Annotated in this window: 14 protein-coding genes and 1 pseudogene; 10 read left to right on the top strand and 5 right to left on the bottom strand. The window is 62.7% G+C overall.

Translation table 11 applies throughout. From position 1 onward, the window contains the following. On the top strand, positions 1 to 875 hold an 875-nt coding region (locus EOB59_RS07210), incomplete at its 5' end, for a copper resistance D family protein (RefSeq protein WP_164895599.1). A 148-nt stretch (positions 876 to 1,023) separates the two neighbouring features. Beyond that, positions 1,024 to 2,451: an NADP-dependent phosphogluconate dehydrogenase gene (gene gndA, locus EOB59_RS07205; RefSeq protein ID WP_128288055.1), complete on the top strand. Its 1,428-nt coding sequence runs from the start codon at positions 1,024 to 1,026 to the stop codon at positions 2,449 to 2,451. Positions 2,452 to 2,460: 9 nt separating this feature from the next. On the opposite strand, the gene EOB59_RS07200 is transcribed toward gndA, so the two are convergent. Next, positions 2,461 to 3,516, bottom strand: coding sequence for a LacI family DNA-binding transcriptional regulator (locus EOB59_RS07200; protein WP_128288054.1), 1,056 nt, complete (start codon positions 3,514 to 3,516; stop codon positions 2,461 to 2,463). 403 nt (positions 3,517 to 3,919) lie between these two features. Between EOB59_RS07200 and EOB59_RS07190 the strand changes: the two genes are divergently transcribed. The 7 genes from EOB59_RS07190 (at position 3,920) to mgrA (ending at position 11,280) form a co-directional block, all read left to right on the top strand. Then, positions 3,920 to 5,158 carry an ABC transporter substrate-binding protein gene (locus EOB59_RS07190; RefSeq protein ID WP_127328234.1) on the top strand — a complete coding sequence of 413 codons (1,239 nt, stop codon included), beginning with the start codon at positions 3,920 to 3,922 and terminating at the stop codon, positions 5,156 to 5,158. Positions 5,159 to 5,239: 81 nt separating this feature from the next. Next, entirely contained in the window at positions 5,240 to 6,127 is an 888-nt protein-coding gene (locus EOB59_RS07185) for a sugar ABC transporter permease (RefSeq protein WP_127322195.1), read from the top strand. A 2-nt stretch (positions 6,128 to 6,129) separates the two neighbouring features. Beyond that, positions 6,130 to 7,062: a carbohydrate ABC transporter permease gene (locus EOB59_RS07180; RefSeq protein WP_164895601.1), complete on the top strand. Its 933-nt coding sequence runs from the start codon at positions 6,130 to 6,132 to the stop codon at positions 7,060 to 7,062. 5 nt (positions 7,063 to 7,067) lie between these two features. Further along, on the top strand, positions 7,068 to 8,165 hold the full coding sequence (gene ugpC / locus EOB59_RS07175; RefSeq protein WP_128288051.1) for a sn-glycerol-3-phosphate ABC transporter ATP-binding protein UgpC: 1,098 nt from the start codon (positions 7,068 to 7,070) through the stop codon (positions 8,163 to 8,165). A 46-nt stretch (positions 8,166 to 8,211) separates the two neighbouring features. Further along, on the top strand, positions 8,212 to 8,958 hold the full coding sequence (locus EOB59_RS07170) for a sugar phosphate isomerase/epimerase (RefSeq protein WP_128288050.1): 747 nt from the start codon (positions 8,212 to 8,214) through the stop codon (positions 8,956 to 8,958). Positions 8,959 to 8,969: 11 nt separating this feature from the next. Next, on the top strand, positions 8,970 to 10,112 hold the full coding sequence (locus EOB59_RS07165) for a Gfo/Idh/MocA family oxidoreductase (RefSeq protein ID WP_128288049.1): 1,143 nt from the start codon (positions 8,970 to 8,972) through the stop codon (positions 10,110 to 10,112). A 121-nt stretch (positions 10,113 to 10,233) separates the two neighbouring features. Then, positions 10,234 to 11,280: an L-glyceraldehyde 3-phosphate reductase gene (gene mgrA, locus EOB59_RS07160; RefSeq protein WP_128288048.1), complete on the top strand. Its 1,047-nt coding sequence runs from the start codon at positions 10,234 to 10,236 to the stop codon at positions 11,278 to 11,280. A gap of 77 nt (positions 11,281 to 11,357) precedes the next feature. Here the strand turns inward: mgrA and EOB59_RS07155 are convergent, their stop codons facing one another. Continuing rightward, a complete protein-coding gene (locus EOB59_RS07155; RefSeq protein ID WP_128288047.1) occupies positions 11,358 to 12,455 on the bottom strand; it encodes a trypsin-like serine protease in 1,098 nt (365 codons plus the stop codon). Between the two features lie 399 nt (positions 12,456 to 12,854). On the opposite strand from EOB59_RS07155, the gene EOB59_RS07150 reads away from it, so the two are divergent. Next, positions 12,855 to 13,949 carry a serine protease gene (locus EOB59_RS07150; RefSeq protein ID WP_128288046.1) on the top strand — a complete coding sequence of 365 codons (1,095 nt, stop codon included), beginning with the start codon at positions 12,855 to 12,857 and terminating at the stop codon, positions 13,947 to 13,949. Positions 13,950 to 14,011: 62 nt separating this feature from the next. Here the strand turns inward: EOB59_RS07150 and EOB59_RS07145 are convergent, their stop codons facing one another. From EOB59_RS07145 to EOB59_RS36040, 3 genes and pseudogenes are all read right to left on the bottom strand, one after another. Next, positions 14,012 to 14,719 (bottom strand): hypothetical protein, encoded by a 708-nt coding sequence (locus EOB59_RS07145; protein ID WP_128288045.1) that lies wholly within the window; start codon positions 14,717 to 14,719, stop codon positions 14,012 to 14,014. Beyond that, positions 14,716 to 15,096 (bottom strand): hypothetical protein, encoded by a 381-nt coding sequence (locus tag EOB59_RS07140; RefSeq protein WP_128288044.1) that lies wholly within the window; start codon positions 15,094 to 15,096, stop codon positions 14,716 to 14,718. The genes EOB59_RS07145 and EOB59_RS07140 overlap by 4 nt, the downstream gene beginning before the upstream one ends. 122 nt (positions 15,097 to 15,218) lie before the next feature. After that, positions 15,219 to 15,831 (bottom strand): annotated as a pseudogene (locus EOB59_RS36040) (caspase family protein); the annotation flags it as partial.

The raw sequence follows: 15,831 nt of genomic DNA, 5'->3' as shown, positions 1-15,831 counted from the left end.
CCCGCGCCACCGCCAAACCATTGGCGCTGGTCGGCCTGGCCGGGGTGGGGGTTGCCCTTGCCGCCAGCGGCCATGCCAGTGCCGCCGAACCGCAGTGGCTGACGCGGCCGATGGTGTTCCTGCACGGCGTCGGCATCGCGTTGTGGGCCGGCGCATTGATCCCACTCGGGCTGGCGCTGAAGGGGCAATCGGCGGGGGCCACGCCATTCCTGCGGCGGTTTTCTTGGGCGATCCTGCCCGTGGTGGCCGTGCTTGCCGCTGCCGGCATCGTGCTTGCCGTCATCCAGGTGCAGACACCCGCGGCTTTGGTCGAGACCGCCTATGGAAGGCTGCTGCTTATCAAGCTGGGGCTGCTGGTCTTTCTGTTCACGCTTGCTGCCGTCAATCGCTGGAAACTCACCGCATCGGCCGAGGCGGGATCGACGGAAGTTCAACGCAGGCTGGTCCGCTCGATCGGCGTCGAGATGTTGATCGTGTTGGCGATTTTCGGCGTTGCCGCGGGCTGGCGCTTCACACCGCCGCCCCGAGCCCTGGCGATTGCGGCAGCGCAACCGGTGTCGGTTCATATCCACGCGCTGCAAGCGATGGCCGATCTCAGCATCACTCCCGGCCATGCCGGCCCGGTCGTTGCCTCGATGGTCATCATGAGCGGCGATTTCGGCCCGCTCGACGCCAAGGAGGTGACGCTTGTGCTGTCAAAACCCGATTCCGGCATCGAGCCGCTGAAGCGCGCTGCGAGCAAGCCCGGTGACGGCAGCTGGCGCGTCGACAACCTCGTCATCCCGGTGCCGGGCCGGTGGACGGTGCGCATCGACATACTGGTCTCGGATTTTCAGATGGTGAAGATCGAGGCGCCCGTCGACATCAGGCCGTAAGGCCGGACTGCTAGGTACCTCTACACGGGCACAACCGAAATCCGGGTAACACAATTCGGCGAGGCGGTTGACGCAGGCGTCAAGGCCCGTCAATCATCGCCCGCAAAATCGCGGTCTCAACAAACGATCCGAAAGCAGGGAAGAAACGATGGAAAATGCCGAAATCGGCCTGATCGGCCTTGGCACGATGGGCTCCAACCTGGCGCTCAACATCGCCGAGCACGGGCACCGCATCGCTGTCTTCAACCGCACCAGGGCGCGCACCGACGCTTTCATCGAGAATGCCGGCGCGCTCAGGGACATGGTCGTGCCCTGCTACAGCCTGGAAGAGCTCGCCGCCGCGATCCGGCCGCCGCGCCCGATCATCATCATGGTGCTGGCCGGCAAGCCGGTCGACGAACAGATCGCGGCCCTGCGCGGCGTGCTGTCGGCCAACGACATCGTCATCGACGCCGGCAATGCCAATTTCCGCGACACGATGCGGCGCTTCTCCGAGCTTTCCGGCTCGGATCTCACCTTCATCGGCATGGGCGTGTCCGGCGGCGAGGAGGGCGCGCGCCACGGGCCGTCGATCATGGTCGGCGGTACGGAGGACTCGTGGAAGCGCGTCGAGAAGGTGCTGACGGCGATCTCCGCCAAGTTCAAGGACGAACCCTGCGCGGCATGGCTCGGCACCGACGGCGCCGGGCATTTCGTCAAGACCATCCATAACGGCATCGAATATGCCGACATGCAGATGATCGCCGAAATTTACGGCATCCTGCGCGACGGCCTGGGCATGGGGCCGAAGGACATCGGCACGGTGTTTTCCAACTGGAACAAGGGCCGGCTCAATTCCTACCTGATCGAGATCACCGCCAAGGTGCTGGCATCAGACGATCCGAAGACCGGCAAGCCGGTGGTCGACATCATCCTCGACCGCGCCGGCCAGAAGGGCACCGGCAAATGGTCGGTCATCGAGGCGCAGCAACTCGGCATTCCGGCGACGGCGATCGAGGCGGCGGTGGCGGCACGCGTTCTGTCATCGATCAAGGACGAGCGGCTGGCGGCGGAAAAGGCCTATGGCAACGCCGGCGCCACGAAGATTTCAGGTGACAAGGATGCCCTGCTGAAAGATCTGGAACTGGCGCTGTTCGCCGGCAAGATCGCCGCCTACGCCCAAGGATTCGCGGTGATGAGCGGCGCTTCCAAGGAATTCAACTGGAACCTGCCGATGCCGACCATCGCCAGGATCTGGCGCGCCGGCTGCATCATCCGCTCGCAGATGCTCGACACCATGGCGGAAGCCTTCAGCAAGGGCGGCGCCTCGACCAACCTTCTGATGGCTCCGGCCTTCATCGCGCTGATGCAGGAAGCGCATCCGTCGCTGCGCCGCATCGTGGCGAGGGCTTCGGAGGCCGGTTCGCCGGTTCCGGCGCTGTCTTCCGCACTTGCCTATTTCGACAGCTACCGCCAGGGCCGCGGCACCTCGAACCTGATCCAGGCGCAACGCGACTTCTTCGGCGCGCACGGCTTCGAGCGCATCGACGACAAGGGCGCTTTCCACGGGCCGTGGGGGAGCGGTGCGGCTGGCTAGCCCAAGGGCCTAAACGGAAACCGGCGGGCTGAACGCCCGAACCTCGCTGGTGGCGACCAGGCGCTGCAACGAGCCGGGTGCGGCGCCGCCGATCCAGCCGAGCACGGAGCGGGCGAGATCGGAGCCGGCCAGGCGGAAATTCTCGTTGACGACGAGCAATTCCGGCCGGAACAGATGCAACAGGTCCGACGACTGCTTGGACACGACATCGACGTCGCGGCCAAGCTTGAGGCCGGCATCCTCGATGCCGGCGACGATCGCCAGTGTCGCGGCGGCAGCGCTGCTGACGAAGCCGTCCGGCCTGTTTTCGCGGCGCATCACCTGCGCGGTCCTGGTCCTGATCTGCTCGATCGTGTGATCGACGGAAACGGTGTTGAACGGAATTTCGCTGGCTCCGACCTCGCTCAGCGCATCGGCAAAGCCGTTCAGCGTGTGGCCATAATAGGTGAGCCCGGGCGGCGGCGACAGAAGCGCCAGCTTGTGCCTGCCCATGCTCGCCAGGCGGCGCACGGCCTCCATCGCGAAAACATGGTTGTCGAAGTCATGGTAGGGATGGACGAGGCCCATGTCGGTGCGGCCATGCGTGGCAAAGGGCATGCCGTGCTCGAGCATGTAGCGGGCGCGCGGATCGTTCGGTTGGGTGCGCGAAATGATGACGCCGTCGGCCGAGCCGGTCTCGACGAGATAGCGGATCGGCTCCATCGGATCCTGCGAGCGGGAATAGGGCGTGACGATCAGGTGATAGGGCGTTTCGGCGAGCACTTCCGAAACGCCGTAGATGATGTCCGAGACAAAGCTCATGATCTCGCGGTCAGTGTTGAGCACGAGGCTGATGACATTGGTCCTGCCGGTGCGCAGACGCACGCCGGCGCGGTTCGGCCGGTAGCCGATCTGCTTGGCGACGAGCTGGACGCGGCGCCTGGTTTCGGCGCCGATTTCCGGGGCATCCTTCAAGGCGCGTGACACGGTGGTGACGCCGAGCCCGGTCATGAAGGCAAGAGTCTTCAACGTCGGCCGTCCCTGTGCCGAGGTCTCCCCGCTCTTGTCCGTACGCTGTCTGTTCATTCGTCCCGCCCGTCAGGCGCATAGCAGCCGCGAGCCATGTCGGCAATCGCCGTCATGGCGATACGATATGCGTTCCAGCCCCGGTTAAGTCTCAATATACTGAAACGTTACAGATTGCCATATCGAGTTACATGTCCCTCGCCCACGAGGTGGATGGTTCTTTTGCGAAACGCTTGGGATTCCAGGAGAAATCGCCTCTGCCGCCGCCTTTTGCCCGTATCTGGCGGCATTTCGGTGTTTGCGCCGCAGCAAACCATGCTGCAGTGCATGAGAAGCGCGATCATTCATGCGAATTTGTTCGCGGTCCGAAAAAATATCGGGGGCGCTTCGTTGATGGGTTGCACAGCTCACGCAATTGCCGTATCGAAAATCTGTAACGTTTCAGATTCTGGGAGGAGCCGAAATGCGATACAGATTTTTGACCGCTGCGCTGGCAGCGACGGCCGCGTTGCAGTTTGCCGGCCAGGCGGCCGCGACGGACCTGGAAGTCACCCATTGGTGGACGTCGGGCGGCGAGGCGGCGGCGGTTGCGGAACTTGCCAAGGCATTCGATGCGACCGGCAACCACTGGGTGGACGGCGCCATTGCCGGCTCCGGCGGCACGGCGCGGCCAATCATGATCAGCCGCATCACCGGTGGCGATCCGATGGGAGCCACGCAATTCAACCATGGCCGGCAGGCGGAAGAGCTGGTGCAGGCCGGCCTGATGCGCGACCTCACCGACGTCGCCACCAAGGGCAAGTGGACTGACGTCGTCCGGCCGAAGAGCCTGCTCGACGGCTGCACCATCGACGGCAAGATCTATTGCGTGCCCGTCAACATCCATTCCTGGCAGTGGTTGTGGCTGTCCAACGAGGCCTTCGAGAAGGCCGGCGTGCCGTTGCCGAAGGACTGGAATGAATTCGTGGCGGCAGCGCCGGCGCTGGAAAAGGCCGGCATCATCCCGCTCGCCGTCGGCGGACAGGCCTGGCAATCCTCCGGTGCCTTCGACGTCCTGCTTGCGGCTGTGGGCGGCACGGACACATTCCTCAAGGTCTACAAGGACAAGGATGCCAAATTCGCCGCCGGGCCCGAAGTCGCCAAGGTCTTCAAGGCCGCGGACGATGCCCGCAAGATGGCGAAGAACACCAATGTGCAGGACTGGAACCAGGCGACCAACCTGGTCATCACCGGCAAGGCCGCTGGCCAGATCATGGGCGACTGGGCACAGGGCGAGTTCCAGGTTGCCGGCAAGACCGCCGGCAAGGATTACACCTGCCTGCCAGGCCTTGGGCTGAACGAGGTGATAGCCACGGGCGGTGACGCCTTCTACTTCCCGCTGCTCAAGGATGCCGACAAGAGCAAGGCGCAGGAGGTGCTGGCCGAGACGCTGCTCGATCCCAAGACGCAGGTTGCCTTCAATCTGAAGAAGGGATCCCTGCCGGTGCGCGGCGACGTCGATCTCAATGCGGCCAACGACTGCATGAAGAAGGGCCTAGCCATCCTTGCCAAGGGCGCCGTCATGCCGTGGACGGACCAACTGCTTTCGCAGGACACCCAGAAGCAGAAGGAAGACCTTTTCGCTGAATTCTTCGCCAAGCCGGAACTGACCGTCGAAGACGCGCAGAAGCGCTTCGCCGACCTCATCGCTTCGGCGGACTGACGCTGGAGGCAACCCACCTCGCTCCCGGCCTTGCGAATGCGGGGCCGGGAATGCACCGCCCTTACCCAGCCGGCTGACGAGATGAGCAAGAGCGCACGCCCCAACCTTCTGTTCCGCAACCTCAATGCGAAGGTCGCCTCGATCCCGATGATCCTCACCGCCATGGTGGTTTTCGTCGGCGGCACCGTTTGGACGGTGCTCTATTCCTTCACCAATTCGAAGCTCCTGCCGCGGCTGAATTTCGTCGGACTAGACCAGTATTACCGGCTGTGGGCGGCGCCGCGCTGGCTGATCTCGATCGAGAACCTGTTGATCTACGGCGCGATCTCGCTGGTGTTCTCGCTGGTCATCGGTTTTCTGCTTGCCGCGCTGCTCGATCAGAAGATCCGCTTCGAGGACACGTTCCGCACCATCTTCCTCTATCCTTTCGCGCTCTCCTTCATTGTCACCGGCCTGGTCTGGCAGTGGTTGCTCAATCCGGATTTCGGCATCCAGCATGTCGTGCGGGACTTAGGCTGGACGAGCTTCAGCTTCGACCCGCTCTACAATTCCAGCATCGTCATCTACGGCATATCGATTGCGGCGTTGTGGCAAGGCACAGGGCTCATCATGTGCCTGATGCTGGCCGGTCTGCGCGGCATCGACGAGGACATCTGGAAGGCGGCGCGGGTGGATGGCATCCCGATGTGGAAGACCTATCTGTTCATCGTCATCCCGATGATGCGGCCGGTCTTCATCACCACGCTCGTCATCATCGCTTCCGGCATCGTCAAGGTCTATGACCTCGTCGTGGCCCAGACCAGCGGCGGCCCGGGCATCGCCTCCGAAGTGCCGGCCAAATACGTTTACGACTATATGTTCTTCGCCCAGAACCTCGGCCAGGGTTTTGCCGCCTCGACCATGATGCTGCTCTCGGTGGTGATCGTCATCGTGCCTTGGGCCTATCTCGAGTTCGGGCGGCGCAAATGAGCATGGCAGACATCACCGCTCAAACAAGCACTGCCGCCGGCGCGCGCCAGGACATCATCGGTCCCTACGGCCCGAAGCCGCGCCGCATGATTTCGCGCCGCAACGTCTTCCTCTACGGCACGTTGTTCGTCATGGCGGTCTACTACCTCTTGCCGCTCTATGTCATGGTCGTCACCTCGCTCAAGGGGATGCCGGAGATCCGGCTCGGCAACATCTTCTCACCGCCGCTCGAGATCACCTTCGAGCCGTGGGTCAAGGCGTGGTCGACGGCCTGCACCGGCCTTAACTGCGACGGGCTCTCGCGCGGTTTCTGGAATTCGGTGCGGATCACCGTGCCGTCGGTGCTGCTGTCGATCGCCATCGCCTCGGTGAATGGTTATGCACTGGCCAATTGGCGCTTCAAGGGCGCCGATACGTTCTTCATCATCCTGATCGTCGGCGCCTTCATTCCCTACCAGGTGATGATCTATCCGATCGTCATCATCCTGCGCGAGATCGGCCTCTATGGCAGCCTCAGCGGGCTGGTGATCGTCCATTCCATTTTCGGCATGCCGATCCTGACGCTGCTGTTCCGCAATTATTTCGCCTCGATGCCGGAAGAGCTGTTTCGGGCGGCACGCGTCGACGGCGCCGGCTTCTGGGGCATCTTCCTGCGCATCATGCTGCCGATGTCGCTGCCGATCTTCGTCGTCGCCATCATCCTGCAGGTGACCGGCATCTGGAACGACTTCCTGTTCGGCGTCGTCTACACCCGCCCCGACACCTATCCGATGACGGTGCAGCTCAACAACATCGTCAATTCGGTGCAAGGCGTGAAGGAGTACAACGTCAACATGGCCGCAACCATCCTGACCGGGCTTGTGCCGCTCATCGTCTACTTCATTTCCGGCAAGCTTTTCGTACGCGGCATCGCCGCCGGCGCGGTGAAGGGGTGACGGCGATGACGGCAGCCAATGATACCAGCGTTTCGATCCAGGACCTGTCATTGAATTTCGGCGCGGTGACCGTCCTGGAGACGCTCAATCTCGATGTCGCCGATGGCGAGTTCATCGTGCTGCTCGGGCCGTCCGGCTGCGGCAAGTCGACCTTGCTCAACTGCATTGCCGGCCTGCTCGACGTTTCCGAGGGCCGCATCTTCATCAAGGGCAAGAACGTCACCTGGGAAGAGCCCAAGGACCGCGGCATCGGCATGGTGTTCCAGTCCTATGCGCTCTATCCGCAAATGACGGTGGAGAAGAACCTGTCCTTCGGGCTGCGTGTCGCCGGCACGCCAAGAGAAGAGATCGCCAAGCGGATCGCGCGGGCGGCTGAGATCCTGCAGATCGAACCGCTGCTGCAGCGTAAGCCGGCCGCACTTTCCGGCGGCCAGCGCCAGCGCGTCGCGATCGGACGGGCGCTGGTGCGCGATGTCGACGTGTTCCTGTTCGACGAGCCGCTGTCAAATCTCGATGCCAAGCTGCGCGCCGAACTGCGCGTCGAGATCAAGCTGCTGCATCGCAAGCTGCAAAACACCATGATCTACGTCACCCACGACCAGATCGAGGCGATGACGCTGGCCGACCGCATCGCGGTGATGAAGGGCGGCGTCATCCAGCAGCTCGATGCGCCGCAGACCATTTACAACCGCCCGGTCAACCGCTTCGTCGGCGGCTTCCTCGGCTCGCCCGCAATGAACTTCGTCGATGGCCGCCTGGAAGACGCCGACGGCGGCTGGCGGTTCGCGGCCGAGGATATCAAGATCCCGCTCGGCACTTACGACTTTGCCAAAGCTCCGGCTCCCGGCCCCGTCACATTCGGTATCAGGCCCGAGCATGTTAGCCTGAATAGCGGCACCGGCTGGCCGTTCTCGATAGCCGCCAATGTCGAGGTGGTCGAACCCATGGGCTCCGACACGCTGGTCTGGCTGAAGCTTGCCCAGCAGAATTTCAGCGTCCGAGTGACCTCGGAACGCACGCCCAAGAATGACGAGGCGGTGACGCTTGGCTTCGATCCGATGCGCGCTTCGCTTTTCGACACCGCAACGGGTACACGCATCTAGCTTCCGAGAACCAACCTTCCAATCCCCAAGCGAACGGACAGAGACGATGAATTGGTCATTCCAACTTTACAGCGCCCGCAATTTCCAACCCTGGGACGGTGTGCTCGCCATGCTCGGCAAGCTCGGCTACTCCCAGGTCGAAGGTTTTGGCGGCGTCTATGATGATCCCGGGGCATTCCGTGCCGAGCTCGACAAGAACGGGCTTGCCATGCCGACTGGGCATTTCTCGATCGATGCGCTCGAGAACGATTTTGACGGCGTGCGCAGAACTGCCGACGCACTCGGTATCACGCTGCTCATCTGTCCCTTCCTGATGCCCAATCAGCGGCCATCCGACGTGGCCGGCTGGCGCGGCTTCGGCGAACGCCTGGCCAAGGTCGGCGACGCCGCGAAAAAGGCCGGCTACGGCTTTGCCTGGCACAATCATGATTTCGAGTTCAAGAAACTTGCCGACGGATCGGTGCCGCAGGACCACATCCTGTCATCCGCGCCCGATGTCGGCTGGGAGATGGACGTTGCCTGGGTGGTGCGCGGCGGCGATGATCCGTTGTCGTGGATCGAAAAACACGGCAAGCGCATCAGCGCCGTCCACGTCAAGGACATGGCCAAGCCCGGCGAGGGGCTGGATGAGGATGGCTGGTCGGATGTCGGCCATGGCACCATCGACTGGGCCGGCCTGATCAACGTGTTGCGTGCCAAGAGTGCTGCCCAATACTACGTCATGGAACAGGACAACCCCAACGACATCGAGCGTTTCGCCCGCCGCTCCATCGCAGCCGCCAAAACCTATTAGGAGCAATCAGCATGGCAAAGAAACTTGGCATCGGCGTGATCGGCTGCGGCAACATCTCGAAAGCGTATTTTTCGCTGGCGCCGCTGTTTCGCGGCATCGAAATGCGTGCGTGCGCCGACATCAACATGGAGGCGGCCAAGGCGCGGGCGAAGGAGTTCAAGCTGCGCGCCGAGACCGTCGAAGACCTGCTCAAGGCCGACGACATCGACATCATCGTCAACCTGACCATCCCGGCGGTGCACTACGAAGTATCGAAGCAGATCCTCGACGCCGGCAAGCACGTCTATTCGGAAAAGCCGTTCGTGCTGTCGGTCAAGGAAGGGCTCGACCTTAAGAAGCGGGCGGAGAAAAAGGGCCTGCGGATCGGCTCGGCGCCAGACACTTTCCTCGGCGGCGCGCACCAACTGGTGCGCAACCTGATCGACACCGGCAAGCTTGGCAAGGTCACGAGTGGTACCTGTCATGTCATGGGCCACGGCATGGAGCATTGGCACCCCAATCCGGATTTCTTCTTCCAGCCGGGCGCCGGTCCCGTGCTCGATATCGGGCCTTACTACATCACCAATCTGATCCAGCTGATCGGACCGGTGAAACAGGTCGCGGCCTTCGCGACGACGCCGGCCAAGGAGCGGACGATCAGTTCAAAGCCGCGCGCGGGTGAAAAGATACCGGTCAACACGCCGACGACCATCCATGGACTGCTGGAGTTCGAGAACGGTGCCGTTATAACGCTCAACACCAGCTGGGACGTCTGGGCCCACGGCCACGCGCCGATGGAACTCTATGGCGAGGCGGGTACGGTGTTCGTGCCGGACCCGAACTTCTTCGGTGGTGACGTTCGCTTCACCGACGCGGCCAAGCCGGTCAAGAAGCTGCCGAACTGGCCGCATCCGTTCGGCGTGCCCAACGAGATGCATTCGCAAGGCATGATGGCCAACTACCGCACATCGGGCCTCGCCGACATGGCAGTGGCGATCGCGGAAGGCCGGCCGCACCGCTGTTCGATGGAGCTGGCGCTGCACGCCGTCGACGTGATGACCGGCCTGTTGCGCTCCGGCGAAACCGGCAAGTTCGTCGCCATGCAGACCACCTGCGAACGGCCGGCGGCACTTGGCGTCAAGGAAGCCAAGGCGCTTTTGGCAAAGAAGAAATAGGGCAGCACACCTCAACCCTCTCCCCCTTCCGACGGAGAGAGAGTAAGGGTGAGGGGCAGAGCCAACTCGCCGCGCTGTCGCGATGCAGCCGACCGGCTCGCTGCCATTTGAGGATTTTCCGATGCCCTACACGCCTGCCGAAAACCGCTATGAAAAGATGATCTACAACCGCTGTGGCCGCTCCGGCCTGAAGCTGCCGGCAATCTCGCTCGGCCTGTGGCATAATTTCGGCAACGACACGCCGCACAGGACCAAGCAGGCGATCGCGCGCAAGGCCTTCGACCTCGGCATCACGCATTTCGACCTCGCCAACAATTACGGTCCGCCGCCCGGTTCTGCCGAAACCGCCTTCGGCGAGATCCTGCGCACCGATTTCGCCGCCTACCGCGACGAGCTGATCATCTCGACCAAGGCCGGCTACGAAATGTGGGCCGGTCCCTACGGTGAATGGGGCGGGCGCAAATACATTCTGGCCAGCCTAGACCAGAGCCTGAAGCGGATGGGTCTCGACTATGTCGATATCTTCTATTCGCACCGTTTCGATCCCGACACGCCGCTGGAAGAGACCATGGGCGCGCTCGACCATGCCGTGCGCTCGGGCAAGGCGCTCTATGCCGGCATCTCGTCCTACAATTCGCAGCGCACGCGCGAGGCCGCCGACATCTTGAAGCAGCTTGGCACGCCTTGCGTCATCCACCAGCCGAGCTATTCGATGCTGAACCGCTGGGTGGAGGAAGATGGCTTGCTCGACACGCTCGAAGGGCTCGGCGTCGGCTCCATCGTGTTCTCGCCGCTGGCGCAAGGCATGCTGACCAACAAGTATCTCGGCGGCATTCCGGACGGCAGCCGTGCTTCCCAGGGCAAGTCGCTGACGACAGCCTTCATCAACGACAAGACCATCGCCAACATCAAGGCGCTCGACGCCATCGCCGGCAAGCGTGGGCAGACGCTGGCGCAGATGGCGCTGGCCTGGGTGCTGCGCAAGGGCAGGGTGAGCTCGGCGCTGATCGGCGCCAGCCGGCCGGAGCAGGTCGAGGACTGCGTCGGCGCGCTCAAGGTGCTCGACTTCAGCGATGCCGAACTCGCCGAGATCGACACCTATGCGCGCGAATCCGACATCAATCTGTGGGCGGCTTCGGCCGAGCGCAAAGGCCCGCCGCGAAAATAAGTCCTCTCGATAAGCCGGCAAACAAAAAGCGGCGGGAACATCTCCCGCCGTTTTGCTTGAAAGCGAATAGCCCTGCTTCAGGGCGTGGCTGGTTTCTGGGCGGTGCCCAGTCCCGCCTTGGGCTTTGCCGGCGCCGGAGCCGAGGTCTTCATCTTCGCCTCGATCCAGCCGGTGTAGTTGGCCAGCCGCGTGTAGATGCCGTAGGCCTCCTTGTGGCCGCAGGCCGCACTGCCGTCAGCCGGACCTTCGCCCCAGCTAACGACGCCGATTTGGACCGGCCCGCCGGTGCCGGTCATGAACAGCGGGCCACCGCTGTCGCCGTTGCAGGCATCGCGCACGCCGCTGGTGGTGCCGGCGCAGATCATGTTGCCGGTCAGCGGGTCGGTCATGTCGGCGGCGATCGCATTGGCGGCCGCGTCGATACCTTTTTCCGAATAGCGCATACGGCGGGACAGATCACCGAGCGCTGCCTTCAGATCACGCGCATAGATGGCCTTGATGCCGCTGTTGCAGGCCTGGTTCGGCTGCAGGTCGAGATCGACAACCATCAGCGTGGTCGGGAAGGTGCCATCCTGCATCTTGCCCCAGCCGGTGACCGTTGTCTTGCCGGTCTCGGGCGTCGCGTCATGGGTGACCTTGATGGTCGGCGCATCGGCCGGTTCGGCAAGCCGGAGCAGGGCGAGATCGTTGTCGAGCGTTTGCTCGCTGTAGGCTTCGTTGACGATGACCTCCACCACCTTGTGGCGCTTGCCCTCGCTGAGATCGGTTGCACCGGTCAGCACGGTGACGCTCTCCGGCGAAACCGGCTGACCCTTGTCGTTGAGGCAGTGTGCTGCCGTCAGCACCCATTGCGGCGCGATCAGGCTGCCGCCGCAGAACTGGGCGTTGGCCTGCGATGCCGGATTCTCGTCCAGCCTGTCGGTGGTGAGCAGCGCGACCTGGAACGGGTAGGCTCCCTTTTCGGCCTGGTTGCCGCCGTAGACGCGGTCGGCCGCGTCGGGGTTCTCCGCCGCTGCCTTCGCCCTGGCTTCCGTCACGCGCTTCATTGGCGAGACCGCTGCCTCCGGTCGGGCGACCGCTTCGTCGGCCTGGGTGGAATTGGCTGCCGCAAGGGCGGCTGCGATGCCGAGCAGCGATGCGGCGGCGATCGGCCTGAACCGATGGGTGATGTTCATCTGAAGCCCTCCTGAGATATGTTCCCGAGCGGACCAGCCCCGGCGCATGATCAACAAAGCAAGCCTCAGACTGGTGGTCAGGCCGCGCAGCTTTTGTTGCAGCGGCACGGCAGGGACACCAAGTCAGGCACTGCTTCGCGTATCGCGTTCCTGTGCAGACCCCGTTCAAAACCCTATAGCCCCCCACGGGCTATGTGGAAGCTAATTGTCATTCCAATGTTGTATTAATTTAGGCAATATATCCGCCCGGGTGTCTTTAGCGGGGGCTTTTGACCGACCGCATAGGCGATGGTCATATTTCAAGTGCGGTAACCAAACTCCTTTTTCGACGCCACCACGATCTCGACAATATTTCTGTATTTTGATCCAGTCCTTGCTGAATTTTGGGAGAGTCTCACCATGACAAAACTGATAAACGCACTCATTGCGTCCACATTGCTTTCCACCGCAATGTGGGCGGTTCCAGCTTTCGCCGCGGATTCTGGCTCCGCCAGTGCCGGCAATGGCGAAAGCGCGCGCGACGTGACTTCAGGCGACTACAAGCCCGGGCGGGCAAAGCCAATCGCGCCACCGAAGCTGACCGACGAAGACAGCCGCGCCGCGCCGCTTGCCGACGAGGCAACGGCCGTCAAATCCTATGGCATCGTCGGACGGTCCGCCGATGGCAAGGAGATCAAGATCGAGCCGAGCCAAGCGCTGCGGGAGCTTATCATCAAGGAACTGAACGCTCCGGCCACTGGAAAAGATGGGGCCGAGCGCAAGACCGAGGATCCGGACCTCGGCGAAGGCGAAGCCGGCCGTCAGGTCTTCGGCACCGACGATCGCGAGCAGGTCAAGAACACCAAGACCTATCCGTTCTCGGCAATCGGCTATCTCGAAGCCAAATCGCCGAAGACGGGCAGCTTCGGCAGCTGTTCGGCAACGCTGATCGGCCCGCGCACGGTGCTCACCGCCGCGCACTGCCTCTACAGCCATGAGGACAAGGATTGGCTCTCCGACTATCTGTTCGTGCCGGGGCTGAACGGCAGCACGGCCGACGACGCACCGTTCGGCGCCTTCGCCTTCGAAAGCGCCTATGTGCTGCAAGGCTTCATCGACAACTACCAGGGTTATTATGGTTCGGTCCTGCTGTGGGATCTCGGCGTCGTCACGCTGAAGCAGGATGTCGGCACCAATCTCGGCTGGCTGGGCTATGCCAACTATGAGGATCTCGGCGATTTCACAGCCAATCTCGTCGGCTATCCCGGTGACAAGCCGATGGGCACGATGTGGAAGGCAAACTGCGAAGTGCACGCCGAAAACATCGCGCCGGAATATTTCCAGTATGACTGCGATACGTTCCCAGGGTCGAGCGGCAGCTCGGTCTATGCCTACGACAACAAGGCCAAGCAGCGCATCGTCACCGGTGTCAACGTGGCGGAAAGCCCCGACGCGAACACCGCCGTGCGCCTGAACGCTGCCAACGTCCAGTGGATCAACAGCCTGTATAAGTAATCGCTGCGCATTCGCGGTGGAGACAAAGGCGGCGGCGCAATCCCGCCGCCTTTTTCGCGCCGCTATTTGGCTGCGGGTGCAGGCGGGCCGTTGCGCACATATTTCTCGATTGCCGAAGCGAAAGTGGGAGAACCCGCCTTGCGCTGCTTGTCAATGTAGCCGGCAAAATAGCTCCAGAAAGAGACGGCATAGTCACGGAAATAAGCATCGGTCACTTTGCGCGAACACAAATCGCCGTCGATGCAGAAGGACAGCCGGTTGAGGAAATAGACGATGCGATCGAAATTCTCGCTGAAATCGGCGAGCGGCATGTCGCCGCCGGCGGCAGTCATCGCCTCGATGCCGATGCGTTGCCGGAACACCTGCTCCTCGGTCGGCGAGGGGTTGGCGCTGAGCAGATTATCATATTTGGCGTTGAGGCCCGTCAGACGATCCTTCAGGGCACGCTGCGCCTGCTGGTAGTCCTTGTTTTCCCAGAGCTCGACAAGCGACATGGTCTGCTCGACGCGCTTCTGTTCCTGGTTGGCCAGGAACTGGTAGACCGAGAACATCAAGGTGAAGATGATGGCGAGACGCACGGCCATGCCCGACCAGGCATAGACCAGCATGCGCCAGTCGCGGTCTGTGAACGGGTTGCTCTCCTTCTTGATCTCGTGGCTGCTTGGCCACGGGAAACCTTCGGCGGTTTCCTGCAGCACCGGTTTGCCGGCCTGCGCCTTTGCGGGTGCGGCCACTGCCGTCTGCCTGGTGTTGCCCGTTGGCTTCTTCATCCGCAGCTGTCCAGTTCGATGGTGGCGGAGGGATCCAGCACGATGCCTGGCGTCTCCAGCTTCCGTTTCAGGCATTCCAGTTGCAGGCGCGAAATCATGAACTGCACGTCGGGCTCCGCCGCCCCTTTGTTGGGGGACGGCAAGGCTTCGACGACGCCGCGCGAGGCGCAGTTGCTGAGATCGACGATAACCGCGTCGCTGCCGCTTTTGGCGAACAGGTCGTACTGATCGAGAAAACACGTCGCCAGTTCCGAGTTGGTGACGATCTGCTTGACGCACAGGCCGCAGGCCTCGTCCGCCGAAGCGTTGGCGATCAGCAACAGGCCGCCGGCAAGGCCGGCTACCGTTCCACGCCAGGAAAACACAGAATTCTTCACAATCGATCCTATCCGTTTCATCCAGCCGTCATGCGCCAGGACGCGGCCGGGAATGTTCTCATATCGCGCCGATCGCGCAAGAGCCGCCACAGAGCCATATGGCCCTGGTCGCCGACATCCGCTCAGGCGCGCGGCACTGTCTCCATCGGGAAGATCATCACCGCGCCTTTCGGGCCGCTCTTGTCGGCAAGCCGCATCACCGAGCGGGTGGCCGGCGCCATGCCGAGATCGGTCAGCATGTCGGAGAAGCCGGCGGAGCCCGTTCCACGCGTCGCCGAGGCGACGCCGTCCTGCGCCAGGAAACTCAGATCCTGCTTCTCGCTCTCCGGCGGCGCCTCGGTCAAAACCGCGATCATCCGTTCCATGCCGAAGCTGGTGTCGGTGAAGGCCAGCAGTCCCTCCTCGAGCGTGGCCTGCGGGGCGAGGCGTTCGGCAACGATATGAGTGATCGAATAGTCGCTGCCGACATAGAGCACGTTGATGTCGACCAGCAGGTCCGAGCCGTTCTTGGCCAGCACATGCACTTCGTCGCCCGGCGAGACGCGCGGCACCACCGAAGCCTGCAGCGGTTCGAGGCCATCCTTGTCGCGGCGTTTGACCTGGAACTGGACGTCGACGTCCTCGGGCTTGTAGTCGGAGGCCGCCGCCAGCCGCGAAAGCCCGGTGGCACGGAAGATGGTGCGCAGGTTCCTGGTCGTTGCATCGGCCAGCTTGTGGCGGTCGTGAATGATGATC

The organism is Mesorhizobium sp. M7A.F.Ca.MR.176.00.0.0, from assembly GCF_004023165.1.
GTDB lineage: Bacteria > Pseudomonadota > Alphaproteobacteria > Rhizobiales > Rhizobiaceae > Mesorhizobium.
Note: the sequence above shows the minus strand (reverse complement) of the source record. Positions and strands in the feature narration are given on the sequence as shown.

Bases quoted from the DNA above. Each gene is read 5' to 3' on its own strand.
- EOB59_RS07180 (WP_164895601.1), top strand. From the start codon at position 6,130: ATGGCAGACATCACCGCTCAAACAAGCACTGCCGCCGGCGCGCGCCAG.
- EOB59_RS07165 (WP_128288049.1), top strand. From the start codon at position 8,970: ATGGCAAAGAAACTTGGCATCGGCGTGATCGGCTGCGGCAACATCTCG.
- gndA (WP_128288055.1), top strand. From the start codon at position 1,024: ATGGAAAATGCCGAAATCGGCCTGATCGGCCTTGGCACGATGGGCTCC.
- EOB59_RS07145 (WP_128288045.1), bottom strand. From the start codon at position 14,719: ATGAAGAAGCCAACGGGCAACACCAGGCAGACGGCAGTGGCCGCACCC.
- EOB59_RS07190 (WP_127328234.1), top strand. From the start codon at position 3,920: ATGCGATACAGATTTTTGACCGCTGCGCTGGCAGCGACGGCCGCGTTG.
- ugpC (WP_128288051.1), top strand. From the start codon at position 7,068: ATGACGGCAGCCAATGATACCAGCGTTTCGATCCAGGACCTGTCATTG.
- EOB59_RS07150 (WP_128288046.1), top strand. From the start codon at position 12,855: ATGACAAAACTGATAAACGCACTCATTGCGTCCACATTGCTTTCCACC.
- EOB59_RS07185 (WP_127322195.1), top strand. From the start codon at position 5,240: ATGAGCAAGAGCGCACGCCCCAACCTTCTGTTCCGCAACCTCAATGCG.
- mgrA (WP_128288048.1), top strand. From the start codon at position 10,234: ATGCCCTACACGCCTGCCGAAAACCGCTATGAAAAGATGATCTACAAC.
- EOB59_RS07155 (WP_128288047.1), bottom strand. From the start codon at position 12,455: ATGAACATCACCCATCGGTTCAGGCCGATCGCCGCCGCATCGCTGCTC.
- EOB59_RS07200 (WP_128288054.1), bottom strand. From the start codon at position 3,516: ATGAACAGACAGCGTACGGACAAGAGCGGGGAGACCTCGGCACAGGGA.
- EOB59_RS07170 (WP_128288050.1), top strand. From the start codon at position 8,212: ATGAATTGGTCATTCCAACTTTACAGCGCCCGCAATTTCCAACCCTGG.